The organism is Arthrobacter zhaoxinii (assembly GCF_025244925.1).
GTDB classification, from domain to species: Bacteria; Actinomycetota; Actinomycetes; order Actinomycetales; family Micrococcaceae; genus Arthrobacter_B; species Arthrobacter_B zhaoxinii.
In genome coordinates this window covers 2,279,598-2,303,988 of record NZ_CP104275.1, presented here as the reverse complement: position 1 = coordinate 2,303,988, position 24,391 = coordinate 2,279,598, and the positions used below count along the sequence as shown (strand labels likewise).

The following is a 24,391-nucleotide window of genomic DNA, read 5'->3' as shown; positions in this document are numbered from 1 at the left end:
GCTGCGGTGCACGCAGGAACGTAAGAAAGAGGCACATCCACGGGATGTGCCTCTTTCTGTGTTAAGCCCGCTAACTTCGATGGCAAGTGAACTTAGAAAGGGTGGCCGTGGAGCAGAAGGTCAACGAAAAGTACATTAATTTCGCCAGTGTGATTGACGAAGTAACTCTGGAACAGAACACCAAGACCTCCCGGATGCCCTTCATTTATCCGCACCTCGCTTCGATGCCGGATGCCCATCTGGGGAAGGGTGCGGCGGTGGGCTCCGTCATTCCCACTCTGGGAGCGATTATCCCCGCGGCGGTCGGCGTCGATATTGGCTGCGGCATGATTGCCGTCCGCACCCAGCATTCCGCCGCGGATATTGCCGGGAAAAACCGCCGGGTGCTCCGCGAAGCGATTGAACACGCCATTCCGCTTTCGGCCGGCAACAACAACCGCAGCCTCACCGACTCGGCCCGCCTCCGCGTCGAGGAGCTGGCCGACGACGCCGCTGCCGCCGGCTTTGATCCCGCGGCCTACCTGAAGGGCTGGCGGCTCCAGCTGGGCACGCTGGGCTCGGGCAACCATTTCATCGAAGTGTCCCTGGACGAGGAGGACGCCGTCTGGCTGTTCCTGCATTCAGGCTCACGCGGCGTCGGAAACAAGATCGCCCAGCAGCACATCTGGGCCGCGCAGAACTACTGCGGGAAGCGGTCCATCGACCTGCCCGACCGGGACCTGGCCTATCTGGAGGAAGGGACCGCGGAGTTTGACCGGTACATTGCCGAACTCATGTGGGCGCAGAAGTTCGCGCTGCTGAACCGCGAGGAGATGATGGACCGGGTGGTGGCCTGCTTCAGCGCGTGGACGGGGGAGCCCGTGCAGGAGCGGGAGCGGATCAACTGCCACCACAACTACACCGAGGTGGAGCACCACTACGGCAGGGACGTCTGGCTTTCCCGCAAGGGCGCCATCGACGCCTCGCCGGGACGGCCCGGACTGATTCCGGGATCCATGGGCACGGCTTCGTACGTGGTGGAAGGCAAGGGGTACGCGCCGTCGCTGAACTCCGCACCGCACGGGGCCGGTCGGGAGTATTCCAGGACCAGGGCTCGCAAGACCTTCAGCCAGGAGCAGCTGCGGAAGGCAATGAAGGGGATTGAGTTCCGCGACACCCCGGCCTTCATTGACGAGATCCCGGCGGCGTACAAGGACATCGACGCCGTCATGGCGGATGCGAAGGATCTGGTCACGGTGAAGCACGTGCTGCGGCAGCTTGTGAATGTGAAGGGGAACTAGGGGATTCATCAGCCGTTCCCGGAGCGCTCCCGCTCCCGAGGCTGCTGGACCTCGAGGAAAGCCAGGTGTCACCGCCCCGGTGCGTCTGGCAGACGAGTTCAGTCAGATCATGCACCGTTCCGGGCCCGCGTCACCTGCACATATGGTTTGTGCCTGCATGGATCGTTCGTGACTGCTTGGGACCGGGATCTCAAGGTTTGATACTGCCCGCCTGCGATCTAACGGGGATGGACCCCGCCCAGAAGGGTGAGAGCGCTCATCCGGCAGTTCTAAGCGAAACGGACGGCGCCGCGGACAAGTGCCTGCTGGACCGAGGTTTCACTAACCAGCTCGGGCTTGTTCTTGTGCGTCAACTTGTGGACGAAGCTGCCAGCAAGCAACTCGTTTAAATTGACGTCTCCAACATCCCTGAGCAATGCCCGGTGCACAGCACGTGGATCGGCGCGAGGGGTTGACCGCTTGTCCCAGAGTTTCTCGAACCTGTCGTCCAATCTGTACATAAACACGAACATCTGATGCAGGAAGAAGTACGTGATCGGCTTGTCATACACGCCGAAGTACAGCCGTAGCGCATCCCTCGTCATGCAGGTGATGTAGCTACCCGGATTACTCGCAAGGAACCAGCTGGAGATTAGACCCGGCTTTTCCTTGTCGAACGCGAAGAACCCAGACGGAGTCACCAGATGCTGGAAAATGTCCTGCATAGGCCGCATGACCATACACGTCGCATCGAGCCAGACACCGCCGTGTTTGGCTAGTAGTTCGAAACGCAGGACGTCTGAGAACGCCGCCCGGCTTACGCTTGCCACATCTATTATGCGTTGCGGTAGGGTCACCCACTCATGCAGGTTGTTGTCGTCCAAAAAGACGATGCTGTCGGGCGAATGCAGACGCTTCGCCTGCTCATAGCAGGCCCGCACTATTTCGGGGGCGGAGTCGAAGCCCTGCCCCCAATACATGAAAACAAGCGGGTTCTCGGTGACCCGAGGTGCTCGTTTGGCTTCGGCGTAAGCCGAGCGGTGCATATCTTCAATGCGGATCGCCAGCAGGGCGTGGAGCGCCCTGCGCTCCCGGAACTGGCGGGGGTTCTCCTCTAATAGATCCCAGTCCGCCTGAGACGCTCTGGGGTCGAGTATGAGACCTTGGCGGTAGAGGTTCCTCGCTTCACCCATATTGCCGGCACGCTCAGCCAATTTGCCTTCGCGGAGCAGTCGCCTCGACTCCGTTGTTTTTATGTCTACCAATGGGCACCCTTTGCTGTCCTGGATTATCGCTTCACACTATACGGGCGAACAATCTTGATTTAATTCTCGGTGGTCGCCAGGTTCGCTCTGGTGTCCCTGTATTCATAGCGGGTATTCCCGCTAATTATCCCTTGCGTATAGCGGGTCCGGCTCGGCGCGTGCGAAGCCGGGGGGGGGGGGGGGGTATGAACGCTCAGGGTGCAATTTACCTGTCCGCAGGGATTCGGGAAGCTGCCCACTCACCGAATCAAGTTACCAACGGCGAAGGAAAAGAGCGTGCAAGCATCCGTCCGAATACTCGCATATCTATTGGCTTGCCCCGATCGTCCGCCCACCCTAAGGGTAGAGACTCGGATGACGTTAGCCGCTCAGCGAACGCGTAGTTGTGATGTAAAAAAAGAAAACCCCGCCCGACCCGGCATAATGCCGAGTCGAACGGGGTTTTGGTTTGTGCACCCCCCGGGACTTGAACCCGGAACCCATTGATTAAGAGTCAATTGCTCTGCCAATTGAGCTAGAGGTGCGCACTTTGCTGGAAGGAAGACCTACGCCGTGAGGCGCGGTTCGTTCTCCGCAACGACATGAAACATTACCACGTCACGGCAGGGAGTACGAAATCCGGGCCGTACTGGGAGCGAATCAGGAACCATCCGGAGGGTCCGGCCCCGGTCAACGGATCCGTTCGTTGCGTAGATGCCCCACGTAGGAGGGGAGGCTGATAACCAGCCCGAGGAGTCCGGTGCCGAACACGAGCCACAGCGCGGGCAGAATCCCGTCACCGAGACGGCCTTCGTCAGCCGCTATGCCTGCCTGGAGCAAAGCAGCAGCACCACCCAGCAGAAGAACCGTGCTTGCTGACAGGGCGTACCCCCAGGATGTTGACCGCGATTTTGCCATGGAGCACCCCCGTTCAAGGGCCGCCCTGATAGGCGGCATACGGGCTAGAGTACGTGCAGCGTCACTGAAAGCAACAAAAAACCCCGCCCGTTCAGGCGATGAACCTGAACGGGCGGGGTTTTGATTGGTGCACCCCCCGGGACTTGAACCCGGAACCCATTGATTAAGAGTCAATTGCTCTGCCAATTGAGCTAGAGGTGCGCATTCGAGGTGATGGAAGCCGGCGGTATCTCTTGCGCAGTTGCCATCAGCAACGACATGAAACACTACCAGCAGTTTCGCCGGAGAACGCAATTCCCCGGGGTTTTGTGTTCCGTTTCACGTTGCATCCCGGTCCGGGGTGCTGCCGGAGTAGGGGAGGACCACCAGTTCACCCGGAGTTCCCTCCCATTCGCTGCCGTTGTCCACTACCCAGGTCCGGGAAGGAAGGTTCGACGCCAGGTCACCGGTGGTCACGGTCGTGACAGCATCGCGGGGGACCGGGGTGACCGGCAGGTCCGGATCCGGCACGCCGGCGGTGTCGATCCCTGCCGCGAGCCGGACCACGCCGTGCCCCAGCATCCGCTCCACCGCCGCGAGGACCGCTGCGGCGGATCCCACCCCGAGGGCTGTGAAGAGCAAGGACTTACGAGTCACGGCGGCATCCTTCGGTCGGCGGAAGGCACATTTCACGTTACGGCGGGCACCTGCCGCTGTCCATAGTTGCGGACCCCGGCTGGCGTCCCGCTGCCGTCCCGCCTCCCGGGGCGACACCGGTTACGCTGGCTGCCATGGCCGACATTGACTCCCGCAAGGTCCCGGTGCACACCCTGACCGTGCCCACCCCCGAGCTCCTCGAAGCCCTGCAGCCGCTGCCCGAAGGCATGAACGCCGTCCTCTGGGATCTGATAGGCGAGCCGGAAGGAGTGGCTTACGAGGCGATCGACGCGGTGGTGCTGCCCTACGCCAACGGCGCCGACTACGGAGATGCACTGGACCGGGTGCCGAACCTGCTGCTGTTGCAGGCACAGTCCACCGGCTACGACGGGCTGCCCGAACTGGTGGGCGAGCAAACGGCCATCGCCAGTGCCGCCGGAGTCCACGCGGCCGCCACGGCGGAAATGGCCCTCACCCTGGTCCTTGCCGCACAGCGGGGGATCGACACTGCGCTGAGCGCCCAGCATGAGGGCCGGTGGGAAGCGGTCCGGTACCCCGGTCTGGCGGACCGGCGCGTCCTCCTGGTGGGGGTGGGCGGAATCGGCCGCGAGATTGCCGCACGGCTGCGGCCGTTCGACGTCGAACTCACCCGGGTGGGCAGCACGGCCCGGACAGACGACGACGGCGCCGTGCACGGCACCGGGGAACTGGCAGATCTGGCCGCCCGGGCCGAAATCCTGGTGGTGATCACTCCGCTGAACGAGCAGACCCGACACCTGATCGACGCGCGTGTCCTCGCCGCGCTGCCGGACGGGGCGCTGGTGGTCAACGTCGCCCGGGGTGCGGTGGTGGACAGCGAGGCCCTGACCAAGGAAGTGGTGTCCGGCCGGCTGCGTGCGGCCCTGGACGTCTTCGATCCGGAACCGCTGCCCGCCGGACACCCCCTGCGGCAAGCGCCCGGAGCGATCATTACCCCGCACTGGGGCGGGAACACCGCAGCCTTCGAGCCGCGGATCAAGGCCCTGCTGCGCGAGCAGGTGGCCCGGCTGGCGGCAGGAAAAGAACCCTTGAACCTGGTCCGCCCGGGCCCCTGGGCTTAGGCAGGCCCCTGGGCTTAACCAGGAGTCCGGGGCGTTAGGCCAGTTCCAGGTAGGAGTCCACGAAGGAGCGGAAATCCTCCCAGTCGGCGGCCTGCTCCAGCAGGCGTCCGCCCTCTGCGCCGGCGGCCGGAAGGACGGCCTGCGGCTCGACGGCGAACTGGAAGATACGCCCGGTGCTGGTGCCCACCTCGTAGGCGTCTGCGTCCAGCTCATCCGTATGGCTGAGGTTGGTGGTGTTCACGGACGTGGGCACTTCCAGCCCGGCCAGGCTGACGGCGTCGAACGGAGCGAACACCACCTCGGCCGGACGCCACCGGTAACCCAGCACATAGAAGCCGGTTTCGCCGTCGAGTCCCGGGGTGGCCAGCACCAGGTTGTAGTCACCGTAATTGGGGATCTGGGATTCGAAGACGCGCCGCAGTACCCGCTTCAGCTGGTCGCTGGTGGGGGTGCCGGCGTCTGTGCCCGGGACAGTAGCTGCGTCCGGATGTGGAAATCCTGTATCCGATGTCATACCCCCAGTCTATGAACACCGTCCCCCTATTCGGGAAGCCCGGCCCCGCTCCGTGCTAGAACTTCATCTGCCGTTCACAGGCCGTAACAAGAGCTGCGGATGTCCGTCATAAGGGCGAACACTGACGGCTTAAGTCCTACGATCAACCCATGAGCGGAGACAACACACCGGACATCAAACCCCGCAGCCGAGTAGTCACGGACGGCATACACGCGGCTCCTGCCCGCGGCATGTTCCGCGCCGTGGGGATGGGCGACGACGACTTTGCCAAGCCGCAGATCGGAGTCGCGAGTTCCTGGAACGAGATCACTCCCTGCAACCTTTCCCTGAACCGCCTCGCCACCGGTGCCAAGGAAGGCATCCACGCGGGCGGCGGCTTCCCCATGCAGTTCGGCACCATTTCCGTCTCGGACGGTATTTCCATGGGCCACGAGGGCATGCACTTCTCCCTGGTGTCCCGCGAGGTGATTGCGGACTCGGTGGAGACGGTGATGATGGCCGAGCGCCTGGACGGCTCGGTGCTGCTGGCCGGCTGTGACAAGTCCCTGCCCGGCATGCTGATGGCGGCCGCGCGCCTGGACCTGGCCAGCGTCTTCCTCTACGCCGGCTCGATCATGCCGGGCTTCGCCAAAATGGAGGACGGCAGCGAACGGGAAGTCACCCTGATCGACGCCTTCGAAGCCGTGGGCGCCTGCGCCGCCGGCAAGATGAGCCTGAAGGACCTGGACTCGATTGAGCGGGCCATCTGTCCGGGCGAAGGTGCCTGCGGCGGGATGTACACCGCCAACACCATGGCCTGCATCGGTGAAGCCCTGGGCATGTCTCTGCCGGGCTCGGCCGCCCCGCCCTCCGCCGACCGGCGCCGCGACGAGTTCGCCCGCAAGTCCGGCGAGGCAGTGGTCAACCTGCTGCGCAAGGGCATCACCGCCCGAGACATCATGACCAAGAAGGCCTTCGAAAACGCCATTGCCGTGACCATGGCCTTCGGCGGGTCCACCAACGCCGTGCTGCACCTGCTCGCCATCGCCCGCGAAGCCGAGGTGGACCTCACCCTCGAGGACTTCAACCGGATCGGTGACACCATCCCGCACCTCGGCGACCTGAAGCCGTTCGGCCGCTACGTGATGTTCGACGTCGACAAGATCGGCGGCGTGCCGGTCATCATGAAGGCCCTGCTCGACGCCGGCCTGATCCACGGCGACTGCCTCACCGTCACCGGCAAGACCGTGGCGGAGAACCTGGCCGCCATCAACCCGCCGGACCCGGACGGGAAGGTCCTGCGCGCCATGGACAACCCCATCCACAAGACCGGCGGCATCACCATCCTGCACGGCTCGATGGCCCCGGAGGGCGCCGTCGTAAAGAGTGCAGGCTTTGACGCCGACATCTTTGAAGGCACTGCCCGCGTCTTCGAGCGTGAACAGGGTGCCCTCGATGCCCTCGACGCCGGAGAAATCCACGCCGGCGACGTCGTCGTCATCCGCTACGAAGGCCCCAAGGGCGGGCCGGGAATGCGCGAAATGCTCGCCATCACCGGCGCCATCAAGGGAGCCGGCCTGGGCAAGGACGTCCTGCTGCTCACAGACGGCCGGTTCTCCGGCGGCACCACTGGCCTGTGCATCGGCCACGTGGCACCCGAAGCGGTCGACGGCGGCCCCATCGCCTTCGTGAAGGACGGTGACCGGATCCGCGTGGACATCGCCGCGCGCAGCTTCGACCTGCTGGTGGAGCCGGAGGAGCTGGAAGCCCGCAGGATCGGCTGGCAGCCGCTGCCCGGAAAGTTCACCACCGGGGTCCTGGGCAAGTACACCAAACTGGTCAACTCCGCGTCCACGGGTGCCTATTGCGGCTGATACCCCTGCCCCAGGCGGAAGGCTCCGGGGTGCCTTCCGCCCAGGGGTGCCCCAGTCCACATAATGAGACTGACGTCTCAGGTAATTGACACCCCTGTAGGGGAACGCGAGACTGAACGGTATGCAGATCGTACCCGTCGTCCTTATCAAGCGCGTGGCGTAACAGCCCGACTTGTCTAAGACGTCACGCGCGAACCCCTACGGAGCCCACAGGCACGAGGGGTTTTTTTATTGGCATCGTCAGTTTTGGCTTCGCTGAACACAGAAGCCGTACCGGGCACCACCCGGGCCGGCCGTCGCATGACCGCATTGACCATGGATTAGCATCCGCAAAGGAAGTTCCGATGAGTAAGGGATCGCCAATCAGCCCTTCGCTGATGGCCTCGAAGGCACACGCCGCTGCACGCGCGGCGGCCGCCAAAACCAAGGACGTAGCCGGTTCCGCGTCTGCCTCCACCGAAGCCGCGGATGAGCGCATCCAGGGGCCCAACAACGTTGTTCCGCCCACCGAGATGACAGGCTCGCAGGCCATTGTCCGCTCGCTTGAGGAACTCGGCGTCGACGAAGTCTTCGGACTTCCCGGCGGCGCCATCCTGCCCACCTATGATCCGCTGATGGATTCCACGAAGATCCGCCACATCCTGGTGCGCCATGAGCAGGGCGCCGGTCACGCAGCCGAGGGCTACGCCATGGTGACCGGACGCGCCGGTGTCTGCATCGTGACGTCGGGGCCCGGTGCCACCAACCTCGTCACCGCTATTGCCGACGCCCACATGGACTCCGTCCCGATGGTCGCCATCACCGGGCAGGTGTCCAGCGCCTTCATCGGCTCCGATGCCTTCCAGGAAGCCGACATCGTGGGCATCACGATGCCCATCACCAAGCACTCCTACCTGGTGACGGATGCCGCCGACATTCCCCGCGTGTTGGCCGAGGCCTTCCACATTGCGACGTCGGGACGGCCCGGTCCGGTCCTCGTCGACATTGCCAAGGATGCGCAGCAGGCAAAGACCACGTTCTCCTGGCCGCCGAAGATCGATCTGCAGGGCTACCGCACCGTGGTCCGCGGACACTCCAAGCAGGTGCGCGAAGCTGCCCGCCTCATCGCGGCCGCACACCGGCCGGTGTTCTACGTGGGCGGCGGCGTGCTCAAAGCCAACGCATCCGCCGAACTCCTCGAGCTGGCCGAACTGGTGGGCGCTCCGGTGGTCACCACCCTTATGGCCCGCGGCGTTTTCCCCGACTCGCACCAGCAGCACGTCGGCATGCCGGGGATGCACGGCTCGGTATCCGCCGTAACCGCCCTGCAGCAGTCCGACCTGCTGATCACCCTCGGCGCCCGCTTCGATGACCGGGTGACCGGCGTGCTGAGCTCCTTCGCGCCCGCCGCGAAGGTCATCCACGCGGACATCGACCCGGCGGAGATCTCCAAGAACCGGCCGGCGGATGTGCCGATTGTCGGCTCGGTGAAGGAAATCATGCCCGAGCTGGCCGACGCCGTGCGCGGACAGTTCGAAGCCGGGAAACCGGATATCTCCGCGTGGTGGGCCGTGCTGGACCGGCTGCGCGAAACCTACCCCATCGGCTACGCCACTCCCGAAGACGGGCTGATTGCCCCGCAGAAGGTCATCGAGCGCATCGGTGCAATGACCGGACCCGAAGGCGTGTACGTGGCCGGCGTGGGCCAGCACCAGATGTGGTCCGCCCAGTTCATCAAGTACGAACGCCCGCGGGCATGGTTGAACTCCGGCGGCCTGGGCACCATGGGCTATTCGGTGCCGGCGGCCATGGGCGCCAAGGTCGGCGCACCGGACCGGGTGGTCTGGGCCATCGACGGCGACGGCTGCTTCCAGATGACCAACCAGGAACTGGCCACCTGCCTGATCAACAACATCCCGATCAAGGTCGCCATCATCAACAACTCCTCGCTGGGCATGGTCCGGCAGTGGCAGACCCTCTTCTACGAGTCCCGCTACTCCAACACGGACCTCAACACCGGGCATGACACCGTGCGGATCCCGGACTTCGTGAAGCTCGCCGAAGCCTACGGCTGCGTGGGGCTGCGCTGCGAACGCGACGAGGACATTGACGCGACCATCGCGCAGGCACTGGAAATCAACGACCGGCCCGTCGTCATCGACTTCGTGGTCAGCCGCGACTCCATGGTGTGGCCGATGGTCCCCACCGGCGTCAGCAACGACCTGATCCAGATTGCCCGCAACATGACTCCCACCTGGGAAGAGGAGGACTAGGACATGGCCCGCCACACCCTTTCCGTGCTGGTAGAAGATGTTCCCGGCGTGCTCACCCGGGTCGCCTCGCTGTTTGCCCGCCGGGCCTTCAACATCAACTCCCTGGCTGTGGGCCCCTCGGAGGTGCCGGGCATGTCCCGCATCACCGTGGTGGTCGACGCCGAGGGTGACCTGCTCGAACAGGTCACCAAACAGCTGAACAAGCTCGTCAACGTCATCAAGATTGTCGAGCTGGTTCCCGATTCCTCCGTGCAGCGGGACCACATCCTGGTCAAGGTCCGCGCGGACGCCGCAACACGGCTGCAGGTAACCCAGGCAGCCGAGCTGTTCCGCGCCTCGATAGTGGACGTCTCCACCGACTCCGTCATCGTCGAGGCAACCGGCACCGCCGAGAAGCTCACCGCACTGCTTGCAGTGCTTGAGCCCTTCGGCATCCGCGAAATAGTCCAATCCGGAACCCTGGCCGTTGCCCGCGGCTCAAAATCCATGAGTGACCGCGCGCTGCGCAGCGCCTGAGTTTCCACCACCGACCCTTGTCCTTAGAAACCAGTAGGAGATAACCAAAGTGACTGACATGTATTACGACGACGACGCAGACCTGTCGATCATCCAGGGGCGTACCGTCGCCGTCATCGGCTACGGCAGCCAGGGCCACGCCCACGCCCTCAGCCTGCGCGACTCCGGCGTCGACGTCCGCGTGGGCCTCAAGGAAGGCTCCGCCTCCCGTGCCAAGGCCGAGGCGGAAGGCCTTCGGGTGCTGAACGTGGCGGATGCCGTCGCCGAAGCGGACCTGATCATGGTCCTGACCCCGGACCAGGTCCAGCGTTTCGTGTACGCGGAGGACATTGCCCCGAACCTGCAGGCCGGCGACGCCCTGTTCTTCGGCCACGGCTTCAACATCCGCTACGGCTACATCAAGCCGCCGGCCGACGTCGACGTCGCCCTCGTGGCGCCCAAGGGCCCCGGCCACATTGTGCGGCGCGAATTCGAAGCCGGCCGCGGGGTGCCGGACCTGATCGCCGTCGAGCAGAATCCCTCCGGCACCGCCAAGGAACTGGCCCTGTCCTACGCCAAGGCCATCGGCGGCACCCGCGCCGGCGTCATCGAAACCACCTTCACCGAAGAAACCGAAACGGACCTCTTCGGTGAGCAGGCAGTGCTCTGCGGCGGTGCCTCGCAGCTGATCCAGTACGGCTTCGAAACCCTCACCGAGGCCGGTTACCAGCCGGAGGTCGCGTACTTCGAGGTGCTGCACGAGCTGAAGCTGATCGTGGACCTGATGGTCGAGGGCGGCATCGCCAAGCAGCGCTGGAGCGTCTCGGACACCGCGGAATACGGCGACTACGTTTCCGGCCCGCGCGTCATTGACGAGCACGTGAAGGAAAACATGAAGGCCGTCCTGGCCGACATCCAGAACGGTGCCTTCGCCAAGCGCTTCATCGACGACCAGGACGCCGGTGCACCGGAATTCAAGGCGCTGCGCAAGAAGGGCGAGGAACACCCCATCGAGGGCACCGGCCGCGAACTGCGCAAGCTCTTCTCCTGGATCAAGAACGACGACGATTACACCGAGGGCTCGGTAGCCCGCTAACCGGACCGTAACGTCCGGCGCCGATTCGACCGGCCCGCGCACCTGCGCGATAAGCTCGAAAAGCAAGCCGAATCGGCAAGGAGGCCGGGCCCGCGGGTCCGGCCTCCTGCGCGAAAAGCCCCAGTACATCCAAAGTGAAGAGGTCACCGGTGTCTGCCACCAAACCAGTCGTACTCCTTGCGGAGGAACTCTCGCCCGCCACTGTCGAGGCCCTGGGCCCCGACTTTGACATCCGTACCACGGACGGCGCCGACCGCTCCCAGCTCCTGTCCGCGATTGCCGACGTCGACGCCATCCTCGTGCGCTCCGCCACGCAGGTGGACGGGGAAGCCATTGCCGCAGCGAAGAACCTCAAGGTCATTGCCCGGGCCGGCGTGGGCCTGGACAACGTGGACATCAAGGCCGCCACCCAGGCGGGCGTGATGGTGGTCAACGCGCCGACGTCGAACATCATCTCCGCGGCGGAACTGACGGTGGGGCACATCGTGTCCCTGGCCCGGAACATCCCGCAGGCCAGCGCCGCCCTGAAGAACGGTGAATGGAAACGTTCCAAGTACAGCGGCACCGAACTGTTCGAAAAGAAGATCGGCATCATCGGGCTGGGCCGCATCGGCGCTTTGGTGGCCGCACGCATGCAGGGCTTCGGCACCGAGATCCTCGCCTATGACCCGTACGTCACCTCCGCCCGCGCTGCGCAGCTGAACGTCCGGCTGGTGTCCCTGGATGAGCTGCTGGCGGAGTCCGACTTCGTCACCATCCACATGCCCAAGACCCCCGAAACCCTGGGGATGCTCGGCGCCGAGGCGTTCGAGAAGATGAAAGACACCGCTTACGTGGTGAACGTGGCCCGCGGCGGCCTCGTGGATGAAGCAGCCCTGTTCGAGGCGCTGCAGGCAGGAAAGATCGCCGGCGCCGGCGTCGACGTGTTCGTGAAGGAACCCAGCACCGACCTGCCCTTCTTCGCCCTGGACAACGTGGTGGTGACCCCGCACCTGGGCGCTTCCACCGCCGAAGCCCAGGAAAAGGCCGGCATCTCGGTGGCGAAATCCGTCCGCCTGGCCCTGGCCGGGGAACTGGTGCCCGACGCCGTGAACGTGGCAGGCGGCGTCATCGCCGAGGACGTCCGCCCCGGCATCCCGCTGATCGAAAAGCTGGGCCGGATCTTCACCGCGCTGGCCTCGGACTCCGTGACCGCCATCGACATCGAGGTAGCCGGAGAGATTGCCGCCCTCGATGTGAAGGCGCTGGAACTGGCAGCACTGAAGGGCATCTTCACCGACATCGTGTCCGAGCAGGTCTCCTACGTGAATGCTCCGGTCCTGGCCGAGCAGCGCGGCATCGAGGTCCGGCTGCTGACCACCCCGGATGTGGATGACTACCGCAACCTGCTGACCATCCGCGGCGCCCTGTCCGACGGCACCCGGCTGGAGGTCTCCGGCACCCTCACCGGCCCGAAGCAGATCCAGAAGCTCGTGGGCGTGAACGGGTACGACCTGGAAATCCCCATCAGCGAGCACCTCATTGTGCTGATCTACCAGGACCGTCCCGGCGTCATCGGCGCCCTGGGCCGGGTCCTGGGCGAAAAGGACATCAACATTGCCGGCATGCAGGTGGCCCGCAACTCCGAGGGCGGCCAGGCACTGTCCCTGCTGACCGTGGATTCCTCGGTGCCGCAGGATGTGCTGGAAGCACTGAAGGTCGAAATCGGTGCCACCGTGGCCCGGGAAGTGGACCTGCAGGACTAGCGGGAACACTCCGCCGATCAGTCCGCCGATCCGGCGCCGGTTCCGCAACAGCGGGGCCGGCGCCGTCGCAGTGCGACACCGGCGGGCAAAACAGGGTAATTTTCTTATGTGACTTCTTCCGATTCCCAGACCCCGTTCTACATCACCACGGCCATCTCCTACCCCAACGGCGTGCCGCATATCGGCCACGCCTACGAGGCCATCGCCACCGACGCCATGGCCCGCTTCAAGCGCCTCGACGGGTACGACGTCTTCTTTATGACCGGCACCGATGAGCACGGCCTGAAGATGCAGCAGTCCGCGGATAAGGAAGGCGTTACCGCCAAGGAACTCGCGGACCGGAACTCGGCTGCCTTCGCGCAGATGGGCCGGGACCTGGATATCTCCTATGACCGCTTCATCCGCACCACCGACGCGGACCACTACGCCGCCGCGCAGGCCATCTGGAAGCGGATGGAGGAGAACGGTGACATCTACCTTTCCAAGTACTCCGGCTGGTACTCCGTCCGGGATGAGGCCTACTACACCGAAGACGAAACCGAAGTCCGCGAGGACGGCGTCCGCTACTCCAAGGAGACGGACACCGAGGTGACCTGGACGGAAGAGGAAAGCTACTTCTTCCGCCTCTCCGCATACCAGGACCGGCTGCTGGCCCTGTACGAGTCCCAGCCGGACTTCGCCGCGCCGCGCTCGCGGTTCAACGAAGTCATCAGCTTCGTCAAGGGCGGCCTGGAAGACCTCTCCATTTCCCGCACCACCTTTGACTGGGGTGTCCCGGTGCCGGGCAACCCGGACCACGTGATGTACGTCTGGGTGGACGCCCTGACCAACTACCTCACCGGCGTCGGCTTCCCCGATACGGAGAGCGAAGCCTTCAAGAAGTACTGGCCGGCCGATGTGCACGTGATCGGCAAGGACATTTCCCGTTTCCACGCCATTTTCTGGCCGGCATTCCTGATGTCCGCGAAGCTTGAACTGCCGAAGCGCATCATGATCCACGGCTTCCTGCACAACAAGGGTGTCAAGATGTCCAAGTCCCTGGGCAACGTGGTGGCGCCGAAGGCATGGGCCGAACAGTATGGGCTGGACTCGGTCCGGTTCTTCCTGCTGCGCGAAGTACCCTTCGGCGCGGACGGCTCCTACAACCACGACGCCGTCGTCGGCCGGATGAACTCCGACCTCGCCAACAACTTGGGCAACCTCGCCCAGCGTTCGCTGTCCATGGTGGCCAAGAACTGCGGCGCTGCGGTCCCGCAGCCCGGGGCGTTCACCCCCGAGGACAGTGCGCTGCTGGAAGCGGCCGGGAACCTGCTGCAGGTTTCCCGCGAGGCCTACGACGTCCAGGATTTCCACGGCGCACTGGAAGCCACGTGGAAGGTCCTCGGCGACACCAACGCCTACTTCGCCGACCAGGCACCGTGGGTGCTGCGGAAGACCGACGTCGAGCGCATGAACACCGTGCTCTACGTGACGCTGGAGGTGCTGCGCATCGTGGCGATCCTGATCCAGCCGGTCATGCCCCCGAGCGCGGGCAAGCTGCTTACTGTCCTGGGCCAGCCCGACGGCGATGCCCGCCTGTTCAGCGCCATCGGCACCCCGCTGGTGCCGGGCACCGAACTGCCGGCCCCGGCGCCTATCTTCCCGAAGTACGAAGAACCGGCCGAATAGGTCCCGGCAGCAAAAAACACCCCCGGCGGACTGCCGGGGGTGTTTTTGGATCCTGCGTAGGTCAGACGGATTCGGCGGAACCGAGGAACCGCTGCGCGGCCGTCCGTTCCATCACGCCGGCGACTTCTTCCTGCTGACGTCGGGCGGTTTCGGTGAGTTCCTGCAGGCGGGCCGTGTTGAACCGGTGATCCGTGGCGGACAGCACCAGCAGGGTCCGCCACAGGGATTCCTTCATCCGCACCAGGGACTGCAGGGATTCCAGTTCCAGCTGCCCCGTGGCGCCGCCGCCGGTGCTGAGCGGATTGAGCGGTCCCAGCTTCCCGGCTGCTGCGCCCACCATGGCGGCCGCGGCCTTGACCTTGCTGCGCGAATAGCCCAGCGCATGGATCAGGGATTCCAGTTCGTCGCGTTCGTCCGAGATTTCCTCCGCGAGCCGGGCGAAGGTTTCCTCATAGGGAGATCCTTCCCAGGTGCGCTGCGCGGCGGTGAAAAGGCGGACGCCCGTCTCCGCCCCGACCAGATGGTCGTCCAGGTAGGCGGCCAGTGATTCGTGTTCCGTCTGGGACTGCTGCATGTGCTCTCCTCACGTTGTCCGGATGCATCTCGTAGTGCCGGCTGAAATCAGCCTGCTTAGTAATTCATCCTGTTCAGTATCCTTGCAGATCCGCGGCCGGACCGCGAGGAGCTAGTCCGCGGCCAGGCCGGCCACGGGGGAGAGCCGGGCCGCACGCCGGGCCGGAAGCACGGACGCCCCCAAACCCGCCAGGATCGCTACGGCCAGGACAGCGGTCAACTGCAGCCAGGGGAGCGACGGCGCCACGGCAGCGAAGGCCCCCAGCGCTGATTCCACCCCCAGCCAGCCGTAGAGCGACCCCAGCACGCTGCCCATCAGGGCCGCCACACCGGCAATCAGCACGGCTTCGAGCGCGAGCATGCCGCGCAGTTGGCCGCGGGTGAGACCAAGGGCACGCAGCAGCGAAGATTCCCGGGTGCGTTCCAGTACGGAGAGGGAGAGTGTGTTGGCCACACCCACCAGGGCAATAACCACTGCCACTCCCAGCAGGCCGGTGACCACCAGAAGCAGAACGTCGATGACCTGTTCATAGGCCCCGCGCTCGATGGCCGAGCCCGAGACGGCGTAGTCCTCCACGTCCACCGCCGCGGCGAGGTCGGTGCGCAGGTCCATCAGCTCGTTGGTGTTCAGGCCGTCCACCACGGACAGCCACAGCTCCGGCTGCGGAATGTAGGTGTCCGCCGTTGCGGCGGGCAGGCCGCCGAGGGTTTCGGCGGTCCGGGCAGTGATCAGCGGCTGCAGCGCCTGGCTTTCCGAAACCACAACCTTCAGCTCGACGCTCCCGGAAGCCCCCTGTACCGTGACCGTCTTGTCTGCGGTTCCCTTCGGCATCAGGATGATGCCGTCATCCAGTTTCAATGCGGAGTCCCGCACTACCTTCGCGGCGTCCTCAGGGGTCAGGGCATAAACACCGTACGGTCCGTTTTCGGTCTCGGCCATTCCGGCCGAAGGTACCAGCACAGCTTCCCGCACACCCTCCACGGCACGCGCTGCGTCGGCATCGGCCGAGGTGAACGGCGACTCGTTTCCGGCGCCGCTGATGCTGACATCCACCGGGTACCCGGCGGCCAGCACGCCGTCCAGGGAAGTCCGGACGGTTGCCGCGCCGGTCATCATCATGGTGACCAGGGTGACGCCGATCAGCAGGGCCGAGGACGTAGCGGAGGTGCGCTGGGGGTTGCGGACGGCGTTGAGTGCCGCCAGTTTGCCCGGCACTCCCAGCGGCGCAGCAATCCTGCCGACGGTACGGACCAGGGAAGGAACAAAGAGGGTGGCGCACATCAGCACACCGATGAAGCTGAGCATGCCGCCGGGCAACGCCACGAGCAAGTTGTTCGTTGCGGTGCCGACGGCCAGCAGGGCGGCACCGACGGCCAGCAGCACCATGCCGATGGACAGGCGGACCCGGCCGCGTTTTGTGCCGGCGCGGACGTCGTCGGCGGGACGCAGGGCTGCCAAGGGTGCGACGGCCGTTGCGGCGCGTGCCGGAACCAATGCTGCCAGCACTGTCATCGCGACGCCCACCACCAGGCCGACTATCACAGCCAGCGGGGAGACCGCCAGCGTCGCGAAGCCGCTCTCCGGGATGGTTTTCAGATAGGCGATTATTCCGCCCATCAGTGCGACGGCCGCAAGGACTCCCGCAATCGAGGCCACGATGCCCACCACCAGCGCTTCCACAATGACGGCGCGGCGGATCTGTGAGCGGGCTGCACCAATGCACCGGAGCAGGGCGAGTTCGCGGGTGCGCTGGGCCACCAATACCGAGAAGGTATTGGAGACCACCAGGGCGCAGACCAACAGGGCCACGGCGGCGAAGGCGAGCAGGATGGTGGTGAGGATGTCGTTCCCGCCGGTCATGGAAGCAACCATTTCGTCTGTCTGCTCCTGCGCGGTCCGGACGGAGACACCTGCCATACCGCTGACGTCCTCCTGCAGTGCCGCGCGGACGTTTTCCAGCGCGGCCCCGTCTGCCAGCGCCACCTGGATGCTCCTGAAACCGGTCTCCGGTTCGGCGAACCGATCCACCGCGGCAGAGGTCGAATACAGCTGCGGGGTGCCCATGGCCTGAGGGTCGTTGGAGTCGGAAACCAGTGCCGTGACTGTGAACTCGGCCGTCTGCTGTTCACCTGTCGGGTCAGCGATAAAGGAGGTGAGCGGCAAGACCGATCCCTCTGACAGCTCGTGGAGCTCGGCCGTCTGCTTGTCCACGGCTATTTCGTTGTCGGCAGCGGGCAGCGTGCCCTGCAGCACTTCCACGGGAAAGAGGTCCGCGTGATCGGAGGTGTTGGCTAGCTGGGCGAAAACGTTGTCCCGGCCCTCGCCGAAAGTGACGTAGGCCTGCCGGGCCGCATAGACACCGTCGACGCCGGGGGTGTCCCGGACCAGGGCGGCGGTGTCTTCATCCAATACGGCCGAGTCCGCGCTGTACATATCGCTGGTGACGAGCAGATCGGCGTTCCGGTATGCCTCGCCGACGCTCTGCGTCAGTGAGGCCTTGGACGAGGAATTGATGATGAGGGTTGCGGTGAGGAAGCCGACGGCAATCAGCACCGCCAGGGAAACGGCGATGAACCGCCGGGCATTCAGGCGCACCTGCGCCAGGGCTACCTGCAGCATGCCTACGCCCCCAGCTGGGTGAGGGCGGCGAGCACGGATTCGGGAGTCGGCTGCGCCAGTTCTCCGACCAGCTCGCCGTCGTTCATCAGGACCACGCGGTCCGCGTAGGAAGCAGCCACGGGGTCGTGGGTGACCATGATGATGCTCTGGCCGAACTCTTTGGTGGAGCGGCGAAGGAGTGAGAGCACTTCGGCACCGGACTTGGAGTCCAGGTTGCCGGTGGGTTCATCGCCGAAGAGCACGTGCGGGCGGGTCAGCAGGGCACGGGCCACGGCCACGCGCTGCTGCTGTCCGCCGGAAAGCTCATGCGGGCGGTGCCGGAGCCGGTCCCGGAGGCCGAGGGTCTCCGTGATGAAGTCCAGCCATTCGCGGTCCACGGTGCCGTTGGCCAGGGACACCGGCAGCGTAATGTTCTGCTCCGCGGTCAGTGTGGGCACCAGGTTGAAGGACTGGAAAACGAACCCGACGCTGTCGCGGCGCAGGCGGGTGAGCTCGGCGTCCTTCAGCCCGGTGATTTCGGTCCCGCCCACCCAGATGCGTCCCGAGTCGGTGGTGTCCAGGCCGGCGAGGCAGTGCATCAAGGTGGATTTGCCGGAGCCGGAGGGGCCCATGATGGCGGTGAAGGTCCCGGTTTCGAAGCTGACGTCCACGTCCTTCAGCGCATGGACGCGGGTGTCGCCGGTTCCGTAAGTCTTGTTCAGGAGCTGGGCGGCGGCGGCGAGACGCGGTTTTCCGGCGCCGGCCGCAGGGGAATGCTGTGCAAGTGATGTCATACCGCCAGAGTATGGACCAGTCAGGGGCGCCCACATCGGAGGGCAGGCGGGTCTTTTCCTCCGTGTCTCATACCGTGGGTGGAAGCGGCCCGGCCAGCCGGTAGGACTCCTGGAGCAGTTCGGGCAGTTCATCCGGAGGCAGATGCTCCAGCCGAGCCAGGAGGAGCAGCGGGGACCGGTCGTGGTGCGGCGTCCAATAGAACAGGTCCGGCTGCAGCGCCGCCAGCGCCTCGCGTTCGGCGCTTTTCACGGTCAGGACGTTGTCCTCCCACATCCGTGCCATCAGGGTCCGGGCAAACCAGGCGGGCTGCTTCCAGCTGAGGCGTTCCGTCACGCCGGGGAGGGAGAGGCAGATGGAGCGGACGTCGTCGACGGTCACCATGTCCCTAGGGTGCGACAATCCCCGTCTCGTAGGCAATGACCACGGCCTGCACCCGGTCCCGGGCCTCCAGCTTGGCCAGGATATGGCCCACGTGGGTTTTCACGGTGGCTTCGGACAGGTACAGCTTCGCCGCTATCTCCGGATTGGACAGGCCCTGCGCAATCAGGGTGAACACCTCGTGTTCGCGCGGGGTCAGGGAGGCGACGGCGTCGGCGTGCCGGCTGCCCGGGGCGCCGGCCGGGCGCAGCAGGGGAGCGACGTGCTCCAGCAGCCGGCGCGTGGTGGAGGGAGCGATGACGGCGTCCCCGCGGTACACCGTCCGGATGGCCTCCAGCAGTTCCTCGGGGGGTGCGTCCTTAAGCAGGAAACCGCTGGCTCCGGCGTGGATGGCGGAGAGCGCGTATTCGTCCAGGTCGAAGGTGGTCAGGACTACGACCTTCGGCCCGCCGCCGCTGCTTCCGTCCAGGATCCGGGCGGTGGCTTCGATGCCGTCCATCCCCGGCATACGCACATCCATGAGGACGACGTCGGCGGACACGGCTGCCAGCGCTGCCAGGGCCTCGCGGCCGTTGCCGGCTTCGGCAACAACCCTGAGGTCCGGCTGGGAATTGATCAGCATCCGGAAGCCGCCGCGTACCAGCTGCTGGTCATCAACGAGGAGTACCCGGATAGGTTCCGCGGGCTGGGCGGACGGGTCGGACGCTGCCGTCCAGGGGGAATCCGGCACTGGTGCTAGGCCTCCGTGTAGGGAATGAATGCTTTAACGCGGAATCCTCCGCCGGCCGCAGGGGCGGCCGTCAACGTTCCATCGTAGAGGGACAGCCGCTCGGCCATGCCCTTGATGCCCTGCCCGGCGCCGTCGTCGTGCAGGGCCGAGGCCGCGCCCAGACCGTTGTCATTGACGCCGAGTTCCAGGCCCGCCGACGTCCACTGCAGGGCTATCTTCGCGCTCGCATCCGGTCCCGCGTGTTTGAGCACGTTCGTGAGGGATTCCTGGATCACGCGGTAGGCGGTCAGCTCTGCGCCGGGCGGCAGGGGGCGCCGCGGCGTGCCCGTGACGCTGAAGGCGGCTTCCAATCCGCTGCGCTTAACCGTGCCCAGCAGTTCCTCGACGTCGGCCAGGGAAGGGAGAGGACGGGTGGAGGCGGCTTCGTCGCCGCGCAGGACACCGAGCAGGCGGCGCATCTCCCGCAGGGAACTGCGGCCGGTTTCCGCAATGACTCCCAGAGTCTTTGGCGCGATGTCCGGGTCCGCAGCGCTCGCATACCGGGCGCCGTCGGCCTGGGTGATGATCACCGAGAGTGAGTGCGCCACGATGTCGTGCATTTCGCGGGCAATGTGGCTGCGTTCATCGGCGGCAGCGAGCTCACGTTCCTGCTGGCGTTCCACTTCGAGCCGATGCGCGCGGTCCTGGAGGGCCTGCACGGCCAGCCGCCGGGTGCGGGTCAGGTCGCCGAACGTCCATGCCACCAGGACCACCGCTTCGATGGCGACGAGGTCAATGAAGGCGATGAAGGAAATGCTCCCCCCGGCGATGTCGGGGAAGATGTACCGGAGCAAGAAGAGTGCCCCGCCGACGACGGCCAGGGCCAGCCCGGCAATGCTTGCCCAGCGAGGGGCGAAAGCGGCCAGGGAGTACACGGTGACCAGCACGAAGATGTCTGCCGGCAGGCCGGTGACCGGGACCAGGAAGAGCTGGAGGACGCAGGCGGCGGCCTGGACGGCGGCTGCCCCCACCGGGCGGCTGCGGCGCCAGGCCAGACTCAGGCAGATGGCCGCAGAGAGGACGAACTCGACGTATTGTCCGCCGCGCGTGAGCAGAAAGGGGACGGCGAAGATGAGCGTGGCAGCGATTGCCTGCCAGAAGTTCACTTTCCCGGAGTTCGCCTGCAGCCAGGTATAGAGTCGTCGGTGCACAAGCATGGAAACCAACTTTAGGGGTGTTCGGACGTCCGCGCGTCATACTGCGGGTTGAACTCCCGGGGTGACAATCCCGGATGTCCACGATGCGGGACAGGTTGCCCGGTATCTGGACCGACTTCCTAGGATGGGCAGCATGAGCGACGAAACACCCCGAACTATTTCCCTGGCCGTCATCCCCGGAGACGGGATCGGCCCCGAAGTCACCGCCGAAGCCGTAAAGGTGCTGCTGGCGGTTACGGGTTCCAGCCCCGTCGAGTTTGATCTGACGGAGTATCCGCTGGGGGCGGAGCACTGGCTGGCAACCGGGGAGACCCTTCCGGAAAAAACCTTGGAAGCACTCAAGGGGCACGACGCCATCCTGTTCGGTGCCGTAGGTGCGGCACCCGGAGACACCCAGATCCCTTCCGGGCTGATCGAACGGGAACTGCTGCTGAAGCTGCGCTTCAGCCTGGACCATTACGTCAACCTGCGGCCCTCACGTCTCTATCCGGGCGTCGACAGCCCGCTTGCTGCACCCGGCGACGTGGACTTCATCGTGGTCCGGGAGGGAACCGAAGGTCCCTATGCCGGGAACGGAGGAGTGCTGCGGGAGGGCACCCCGCAGGAAATCGCCACCGAGGTATCCCTGAACACTGCGTACGGCGTGGAACGGGTGGTGCGCGACGCCTTCGTCCGGGCCGCTGCCCGGCCGCGCCGCCACGTCACCCTGGTCCACAAGCACAACGTCCTGGTGAACGCCGGCCGGCTCTGGAAGCGCACGGTGGAGAAGGTGGCGCAGGAGTTCCCCGACATCACCCATGACTATCTGCACGTAGACGCAGCGACCATCTTTATGGTGAGCGATCCGTCACGCTTCGACGTGATTGTCACCGACAATCTGTTCGGAGACATCATTACGGATCTTGCCGCGGCGATCACCGGCGGCATTGGCCTGGCGGCCTCCGGAAACATCAACATGGACCGCACCTTCCCCTCGATGTTCGAGCCGGTCCACGGGTCAGCTCCCGATATTGCCGGGCAGCAAAAGGCCGATCCCACCGCAGCCATCCTTTCGGCGGCGCTTCTGCTCCGGCACCTGGGCTTTGACGAAGAAGCCGGCCGGGTGGAGTCCGCGGTAGCTGAGGATCTTGCCGGCAGGGACGGAACGCGGCGTACCACCGCTGAGGTCGGCAATGCCATCGCCGCCGCGGTGCCATAAGCTCGTTCATAGCCAACAAGTAGTCATAGAACGGGTTTTTGCCGTTCACAGTGGAGGAATCATGACCGTCAGCGCACTGGAATTTTGCCAGGAGCTTTCCACCAATCCCAAGCCCGCCGCCGAGCGCGCAGCCATCCTGGCGAACCCCGGGTTCGGCGACTACTTCACCGACCACACCGCCGTCATCGACTGGAAGGCGGGGGATTCCGGGGAGCAGGAGTGGCAGAACGCCCGCATTGAGCCCTACGGCCCCATCTCCATTGACCCGGCCGCCGGAGTGCTCCATTACGGCCAGGAGATTTTCGAGGGCCTGAAGGTCTACCGCCATGCAGACGGCTCGGTGGTGAGTTTCCGTCCGGAGGCCAACGCCGCCCGCCTGAACCTCTCGGCCCGCCGGCTAGCCCTGCCGGAGCTGCCCGAGGAGCTCTTCATGGAGTCCATCCGCCAGCTGGTGGCACTGGACCAGGACTGGATCCCGGACGGCGAAGGCGCTGCGCTGTACCTGCGCCCGTTCATGATCGCCACCGAGCCCTTCCTCGGCGTACGTCCCGCCCGCGAGGTTTCCTACCGGGTCATTGCGTCCCCGGCCGGGAACTACTTCGGCGGGGAACTGAAGCCCGTATCCATCTGGCTCTCCACCAAGTACGCCCGCGCAGGACGCGGCGGCACCGGGGAAGCCAAATGCGGCGGCAACTACGCGGCGTCGCTCATTGCCCAGATGGAAGGCGAAGCGAACGGCTGCAAGCAGGTACTGTTCCTGGACGAGTTCAACGACAACGCCGTGGAAGAGCTGGGCGGCATGAATGTCTTCTTCGTCTTCAAGGACGGCCGCCTGGTCACCCCCGCACTGTCCGGCACCATCCTGCACGGCATCACCCGCTCCTCGGTGCTGCAGCTGGGCCGCGACCGCGGCATGGATGTCCAGGAACGCAAGATCACCCTGGACGAATGGCGCGACGGCATTGCCTCCGGTGACATTACCGAGGTGTTCGCCTGCGGCACGGCCGCTGTCATCACTCCGATCGGCCAGTTGAAGACAGAGGACGAGGTCATCGGTTCGGCCGACGCCAAGCCCGGCGAAGTGACCATGTCCATCCGCGAGCAGCTGCTCGGCATCCAGACCGGCACCGTGGAGGATACCCACGGCTGGCTGACCCGCCTGGCCTAGGCAGACCATGCCCATGCTTCCGGAATCCGGACTGGTCCGCAGCAGTGACCTGACCCGCGTACGGCTCGCGCCGAACCCGGGTCCCATGTCGCTGGACGGGACCAACAGCTACGTTGTGGCTGCGCCCGGATCCGGAAGCACGGTGGTGGTGGACCCGGGGCCCGAGGATGAAGGGCACCTGAAAGCCCTGGCGGATGCCGGAACCGTGGAGCTGGTCCTCATCACGCACCGGCACTCCGACCATACGGAGGCCAGCCGGCGGTTCGCCGAACTGACCGGTGCTCCGGTGCGGGCGTTCGATCCCGCTTACTGCGTGGCGGGGACGCCCCTGACGGCCGATGAGGAAATCTCCGCGGCCGGCGTGGCCATCCGTGTGCTGGCAGCACCGGGCCACACCTCGGATTCGGTCTGCTTCTGGCTTCCCGACGACGGCCCCAACGGCTCCATTCTCACGGGGGACACCATCCTGGGCCGGGGGACCACCGTGCTGGATTACCCGGACGGAACCCTCGGCGATTATCTGGACACCCTGGACAGGCTCTCCGAACTGGGCCCGGCCACGGTCCTTCCCGGCCACGGCCCGGTCCAGCCGGACCTCAGCTCCCTGGTCCTGACCTACCGGGACCACCGTGAAGAACGGCTGGAACAGATCCGGGCAGCGTTGGCACAGATTGGACCGCACGCCGGGTCCGCCGAGATAGCCGATTTGGTCTATTCGGATGTGCCGGCAAACGTCCGTTCCGCCGCCGAGCTGTCGGTGGGCGCGCAGCTGGCGTATCTCCGCGGCGAGGGTTAGGGACTCTCCACCTGCAGTACCGAAGAACCTGTGACGAGGACAACCGACGACGGGCTTGCATCGAGGACGCGAGGGAGTCCTAAAATGGACATATCGGCCGCCGGGCCGGGACCGGAAAAGGGGCCCGAAGCCTGTGCGGCGGATCACTTCGATCCGGTTTGCAAGGACCGGAACCGAT

At 65.3% G+C, this 24,391-nt stretch carries 21 protein-coding genes and 2 tRNA genes; 11 read left to right on the top strand and 12 right to left on the bottom strand.

Annotated elements, in window-relative coordinates; all coding sequences use genetic code 11:
• The first annotated feature begins 86 nt into the window (after positions 1 to 86).
• Positions 87 to 1,280 carry an RtcB family protein gene (locus N2K95_RS10790; RefSeq protein ID WP_260651557.1) on the top strand — a complete coding sequence of 398 codons (1,194 nt, stop codon included), beginning with the start codon at positions 87 to 89 and terminating at the stop codon, positions 1,278 to 1,280.
• A 269-nt stretch (positions 1,281 to 1,549) separates the two neighbouring features.
• Here N2K95_RS10790 and N2K95_RS10785 read toward each other — a convergent pair whose 3' ends face one another.
• The 5 genes from N2K95_RS10785 to N2K95_RS10765 all read right to left on the bottom strand — a co-directional run bounded on the left by N2K95_RS10785 (position 1,550) and on the right by N2K95_RS10765 (position 4,057).
• On the bottom strand, positions 1,550 to 2,473 hold the full coding sequence (locus tag N2K95_RS10785; protein ID WP_260651556.1) for a capsular polysaccharide synthesis protein: 924 nt from the start codon (positions 2,471 to 2,473) through the stop codon (positions 1,550 to 1,552).
• A 502-nt stretch (positions 2,474 to 2,975) separates the two neighbouring features.
• Positions 2,976 to 3,048, bottom strand: a tRNA-Lys gene (locus tag N2K95_RS10780).
• A 145-nt stretch (positions 3,049 to 3,193) separates the two neighbouring features.
• On the bottom strand, positions 3,194 to 3,421 hold the full coding sequence (locus N2K95_RS10775; RefSeq protein ID WP_260651555.1) for a hypothetical protein: 228 nt from the start codon (positions 3,419 to 3,421) through the stop codon (positions 3,194 to 3,196).
• Between the two features lie 125 nt (positions 3,422 to 3,546).
• Positions 3,547 to 3,622, bottom strand: a tRNA-Lys gene (locus N2K95_RS10770).
• A 117-nt stretch (positions 3,623 to 3,739) separates the two neighbouring features.
• Positions 3,740 to 4,057 (bottom strand): hypothetical protein, encoded by a 318-nt coding sequence (locus N2K95_RS10765; RefSeq protein ID WP_255789856.1) that lies wholly within the window; start codon positions 4,055 to 4,057, stop codon positions 3,740 to 3,742.
• A 134-nt stretch (positions 4,058 to 4,191) separates the two neighbouring features.
• On the opposite strand from N2K95_RS10765, the gene N2K95_RS10760 reads away from it, so the two are divergent.
• Positions 4,192 to 5,157, top strand: a complete 966-nt coding sequence (locus tag N2K95_RS10760) for a 2-hydroxyacid dehydrogenase (RefSeq protein ID WP_260651554.1) — start codon at positions 4,192 to 4,194, stop codon at positions 5,155 to 5,157.
• 34 nt (positions 5,158 to 5,191) lie between these two features.
• On the opposite strand, the gene N2K95_RS10755 is transcribed toward N2K95_RS10760, so the two are convergent.
• Entirely contained in the window at positions 5,192 to 5,671 is a 480-nt protein-coding gene (locus N2K95_RS10755; RefSeq protein ID WP_260651553.1) for a hypothetical protein, read from the bottom strand.
• A 149-nt stretch (positions 5,672 to 5,820) separates the two neighbouring features.
• Between N2K95_RS10755 and ilvD the strand changes: the two genes are divergently transcribed.
• From ilvD to metG, 6 genes are all read left to right on the top strand, one after another.
• Positions 5,821 to 7,524, top strand: a complete 1,704-nt coding sequence (ilvD, locus tag N2K95_RS10750) for a dihydroxy-acid dehydratase (RefSeq protein ID WP_255789853.1) — start codon at positions 5,821 to 5,823, stop codon at positions 7,522 to 7,524.
• A gap of 344 nt (positions 7,525 to 7,868) precedes the next feature.
• The gene (locus tag N2K95_RS10745; protein WP_260651552.1) at positions 7,869 to 9,776 is read left to right on the top strand and encodes an acetolactate synthase large subunit; all 1,908 of its coding nucleotides are present in this window, start codon (positions 7,869 to 7,871) and stop codon (positions 9,774 to 9,776) included.
• A 3-nt stretch (positions 9,777 to 9,779) separates the two neighbouring features.
• Positions 9,780 to 10,292, top strand: a complete 513-nt coding sequence (gene ilvN / locus N2K95_RS10740) for an acetolactate synthase small subunit (protein ID WP_255789851.1) — start codon at positions 9,780 to 9,782, stop codon at positions 10,290 to 10,292.
• 49 nt (positions 10,293 to 10,341) lie between these two features.
• Positions 10,342 to 11,367 carry a ketol-acid reductoisomerase gene (gene ilvC, locus N2K95_RS10735; protein ID WP_260651551.1) on the top strand — a complete coding sequence of 342 codons (1,026 nt, stop codon included), beginning with the start codon at positions 10,342 to 10,344 and terminating at the stop codon, positions 11,365 to 11,367.
• A 149-nt stretch (positions 11,368 to 11,516) separates the two neighbouring features.
• Complete coding sequence (gene serA / locus N2K95_RS10730) at positions 11,517 to 13,112, top strand: phosphoglycerate dehydrogenase (RefSeq protein ID WP_260651550.1); 1,596 nt, start codon at positions 11,517 to 11,519, stop codon at positions 13,110 to 13,112.
• Positions 13,113 to 13,220: 108 nt separating this feature from the next.
• Positions 13,221 to 14,780 (top strand): methionine--tRNA ligase, encoded by a 1,560-nt coding sequence (metG, locus tag N2K95_RS10725; protein WP_260651549.1) that lies wholly within the window; start codon positions 13,221 to 13,223, stop codon positions 14,778 to 14,780.
• A gap of 61 nt (positions 14,781 to 14,841) precedes the next feature.
• On the opposite strand, the gene N2K95_RS10720 is transcribed toward metG, so the two are convergent.
• The 6 genes from N2K95_RS10720 to N2K95_RS10695 all read right to left on the bottom strand — a co-directional run bounded on the left by N2K95_RS10720 (position 14,842) and on the right by N2K95_RS10695 (position 21,051).
• Positions 14,842 to 15,354 (bottom strand): hypothetical protein, encoded by a 513-nt coding sequence (locus N2K95_RS10720; protein ID WP_255789844.1) that lies wholly within the window; start codon positions 15,352 to 15,354, stop codon positions 14,842 to 14,844.
• 111 nt (positions 15,355 to 15,465) lie between these two features.
• Positions 15,466 to 17,973 (bottom strand): ABC transporter permease, encoded by a 2,508-nt coding sequence (locus tag N2K95_RS10715; RefSeq protein ID WP_260651548.1) that lies wholly within the window; start codon positions 17,971 to 17,973, stop codon positions 15,466 to 15,468.
• A gap of 2 nt (positions 17,974 to 17,975) precedes the next feature.
• The gene (locus N2K95_RS10710) at positions 17,976 to 18,746 is read right to left on the bottom strand and encodes an ABC transporter ATP-binding protein (protein ID WP_260651547.1); all 771 of its coding nucleotides are present in this window, start codon (positions 18,744 to 18,746) and stop codon (positions 17,976 to 17,978) included.
• Positions 18,747 to 18,813: 67 nt separating this feature from the next.
• Positions 18,814 to 19,128 carry an MmcQ/YjbR family DNA-binding protein gene (locus tag N2K95_RS10705; protein ID WP_260651546.1) on the bottom strand — a complete coding sequence of 105 codons (315 nt, stop codon included), beginning with the start codon at positions 19,126 to 19,128 and terminating at the stop codon, positions 18,814 to 18,816.
• A 4-nt stretch (positions 19,129 to 19,132) separates the two neighbouring features.
• Positions 19,133 to 19,747: a response regulator transcription factor gene (locus N2K95_RS10700; protein ID WP_313771195.1), complete on the bottom strand. Its 615-nt coding sequence runs from the start codon at positions 19,745 to 19,747 to the stop codon at positions 19,133 to 19,135.
• A gap of 113 nt (positions 19,748 to 19,860) precedes the next feature.
• A complete protein-coding gene (locus tag N2K95_RS10695; protein WP_260651545.1) occupies positions 19,861 to 21,051 on the bottom strand; it encodes a sensor histidine kinase in 1,191 nt (396 codons plus the stop codon).
• Positions 21,052 to 21,184: 133 nt separating this feature from the next.
• Between N2K95_RS10695 and N2K95_RS10690 the strand changes: the two genes are divergently transcribed.
• The 3 genes from N2K95_RS10690 to N2K95_RS10680 all read left to right on the top strand — a co-directional run bounded on the left by N2K95_RS10690 (position 21,185) and on the right by N2K95_RS10680 (position 24,213).
• Positions 21,185 to 22,249 carry a 3-isopropylmalate dehydrogenase gene (locus N2K95_RS10690; RefSeq protein ID WP_260651544.1) on the top strand — a complete coding sequence of 355 codons (1,065 nt, stop codon included), beginning with the start codon at positions 21,185 to 21,187 and terminating at the stop codon, positions 22,247 to 22,249.
• Positions 22,250 to 22,310: 61 nt separating this feature from the next.
• Positions 22,311 to 23,417 (top strand): branched-chain amino acid aminotransferase, encoded by a 1,107-nt coding sequence (locus N2K95_RS10685; RefSeq protein WP_260651543.1) that lies wholly within the window; start codon positions 22,311 to 22,313, stop codon positions 23,415 to 23,417.
• 7 nt (positions 23,418 to 23,424) lie between these two features.
• Complete coding sequence (locus tag N2K95_RS10680) at positions 23,425 to 24,213, top strand: MBL fold metallo-hydrolase (RefSeq protein ID WP_407080077.1); 789 nt, start codon at positions 23,425 to 23,427, stop codon at positions 24,211 to 24,213.
• Positions 24,214 to 24,391 lie beyond the last annotated feature (178 nt).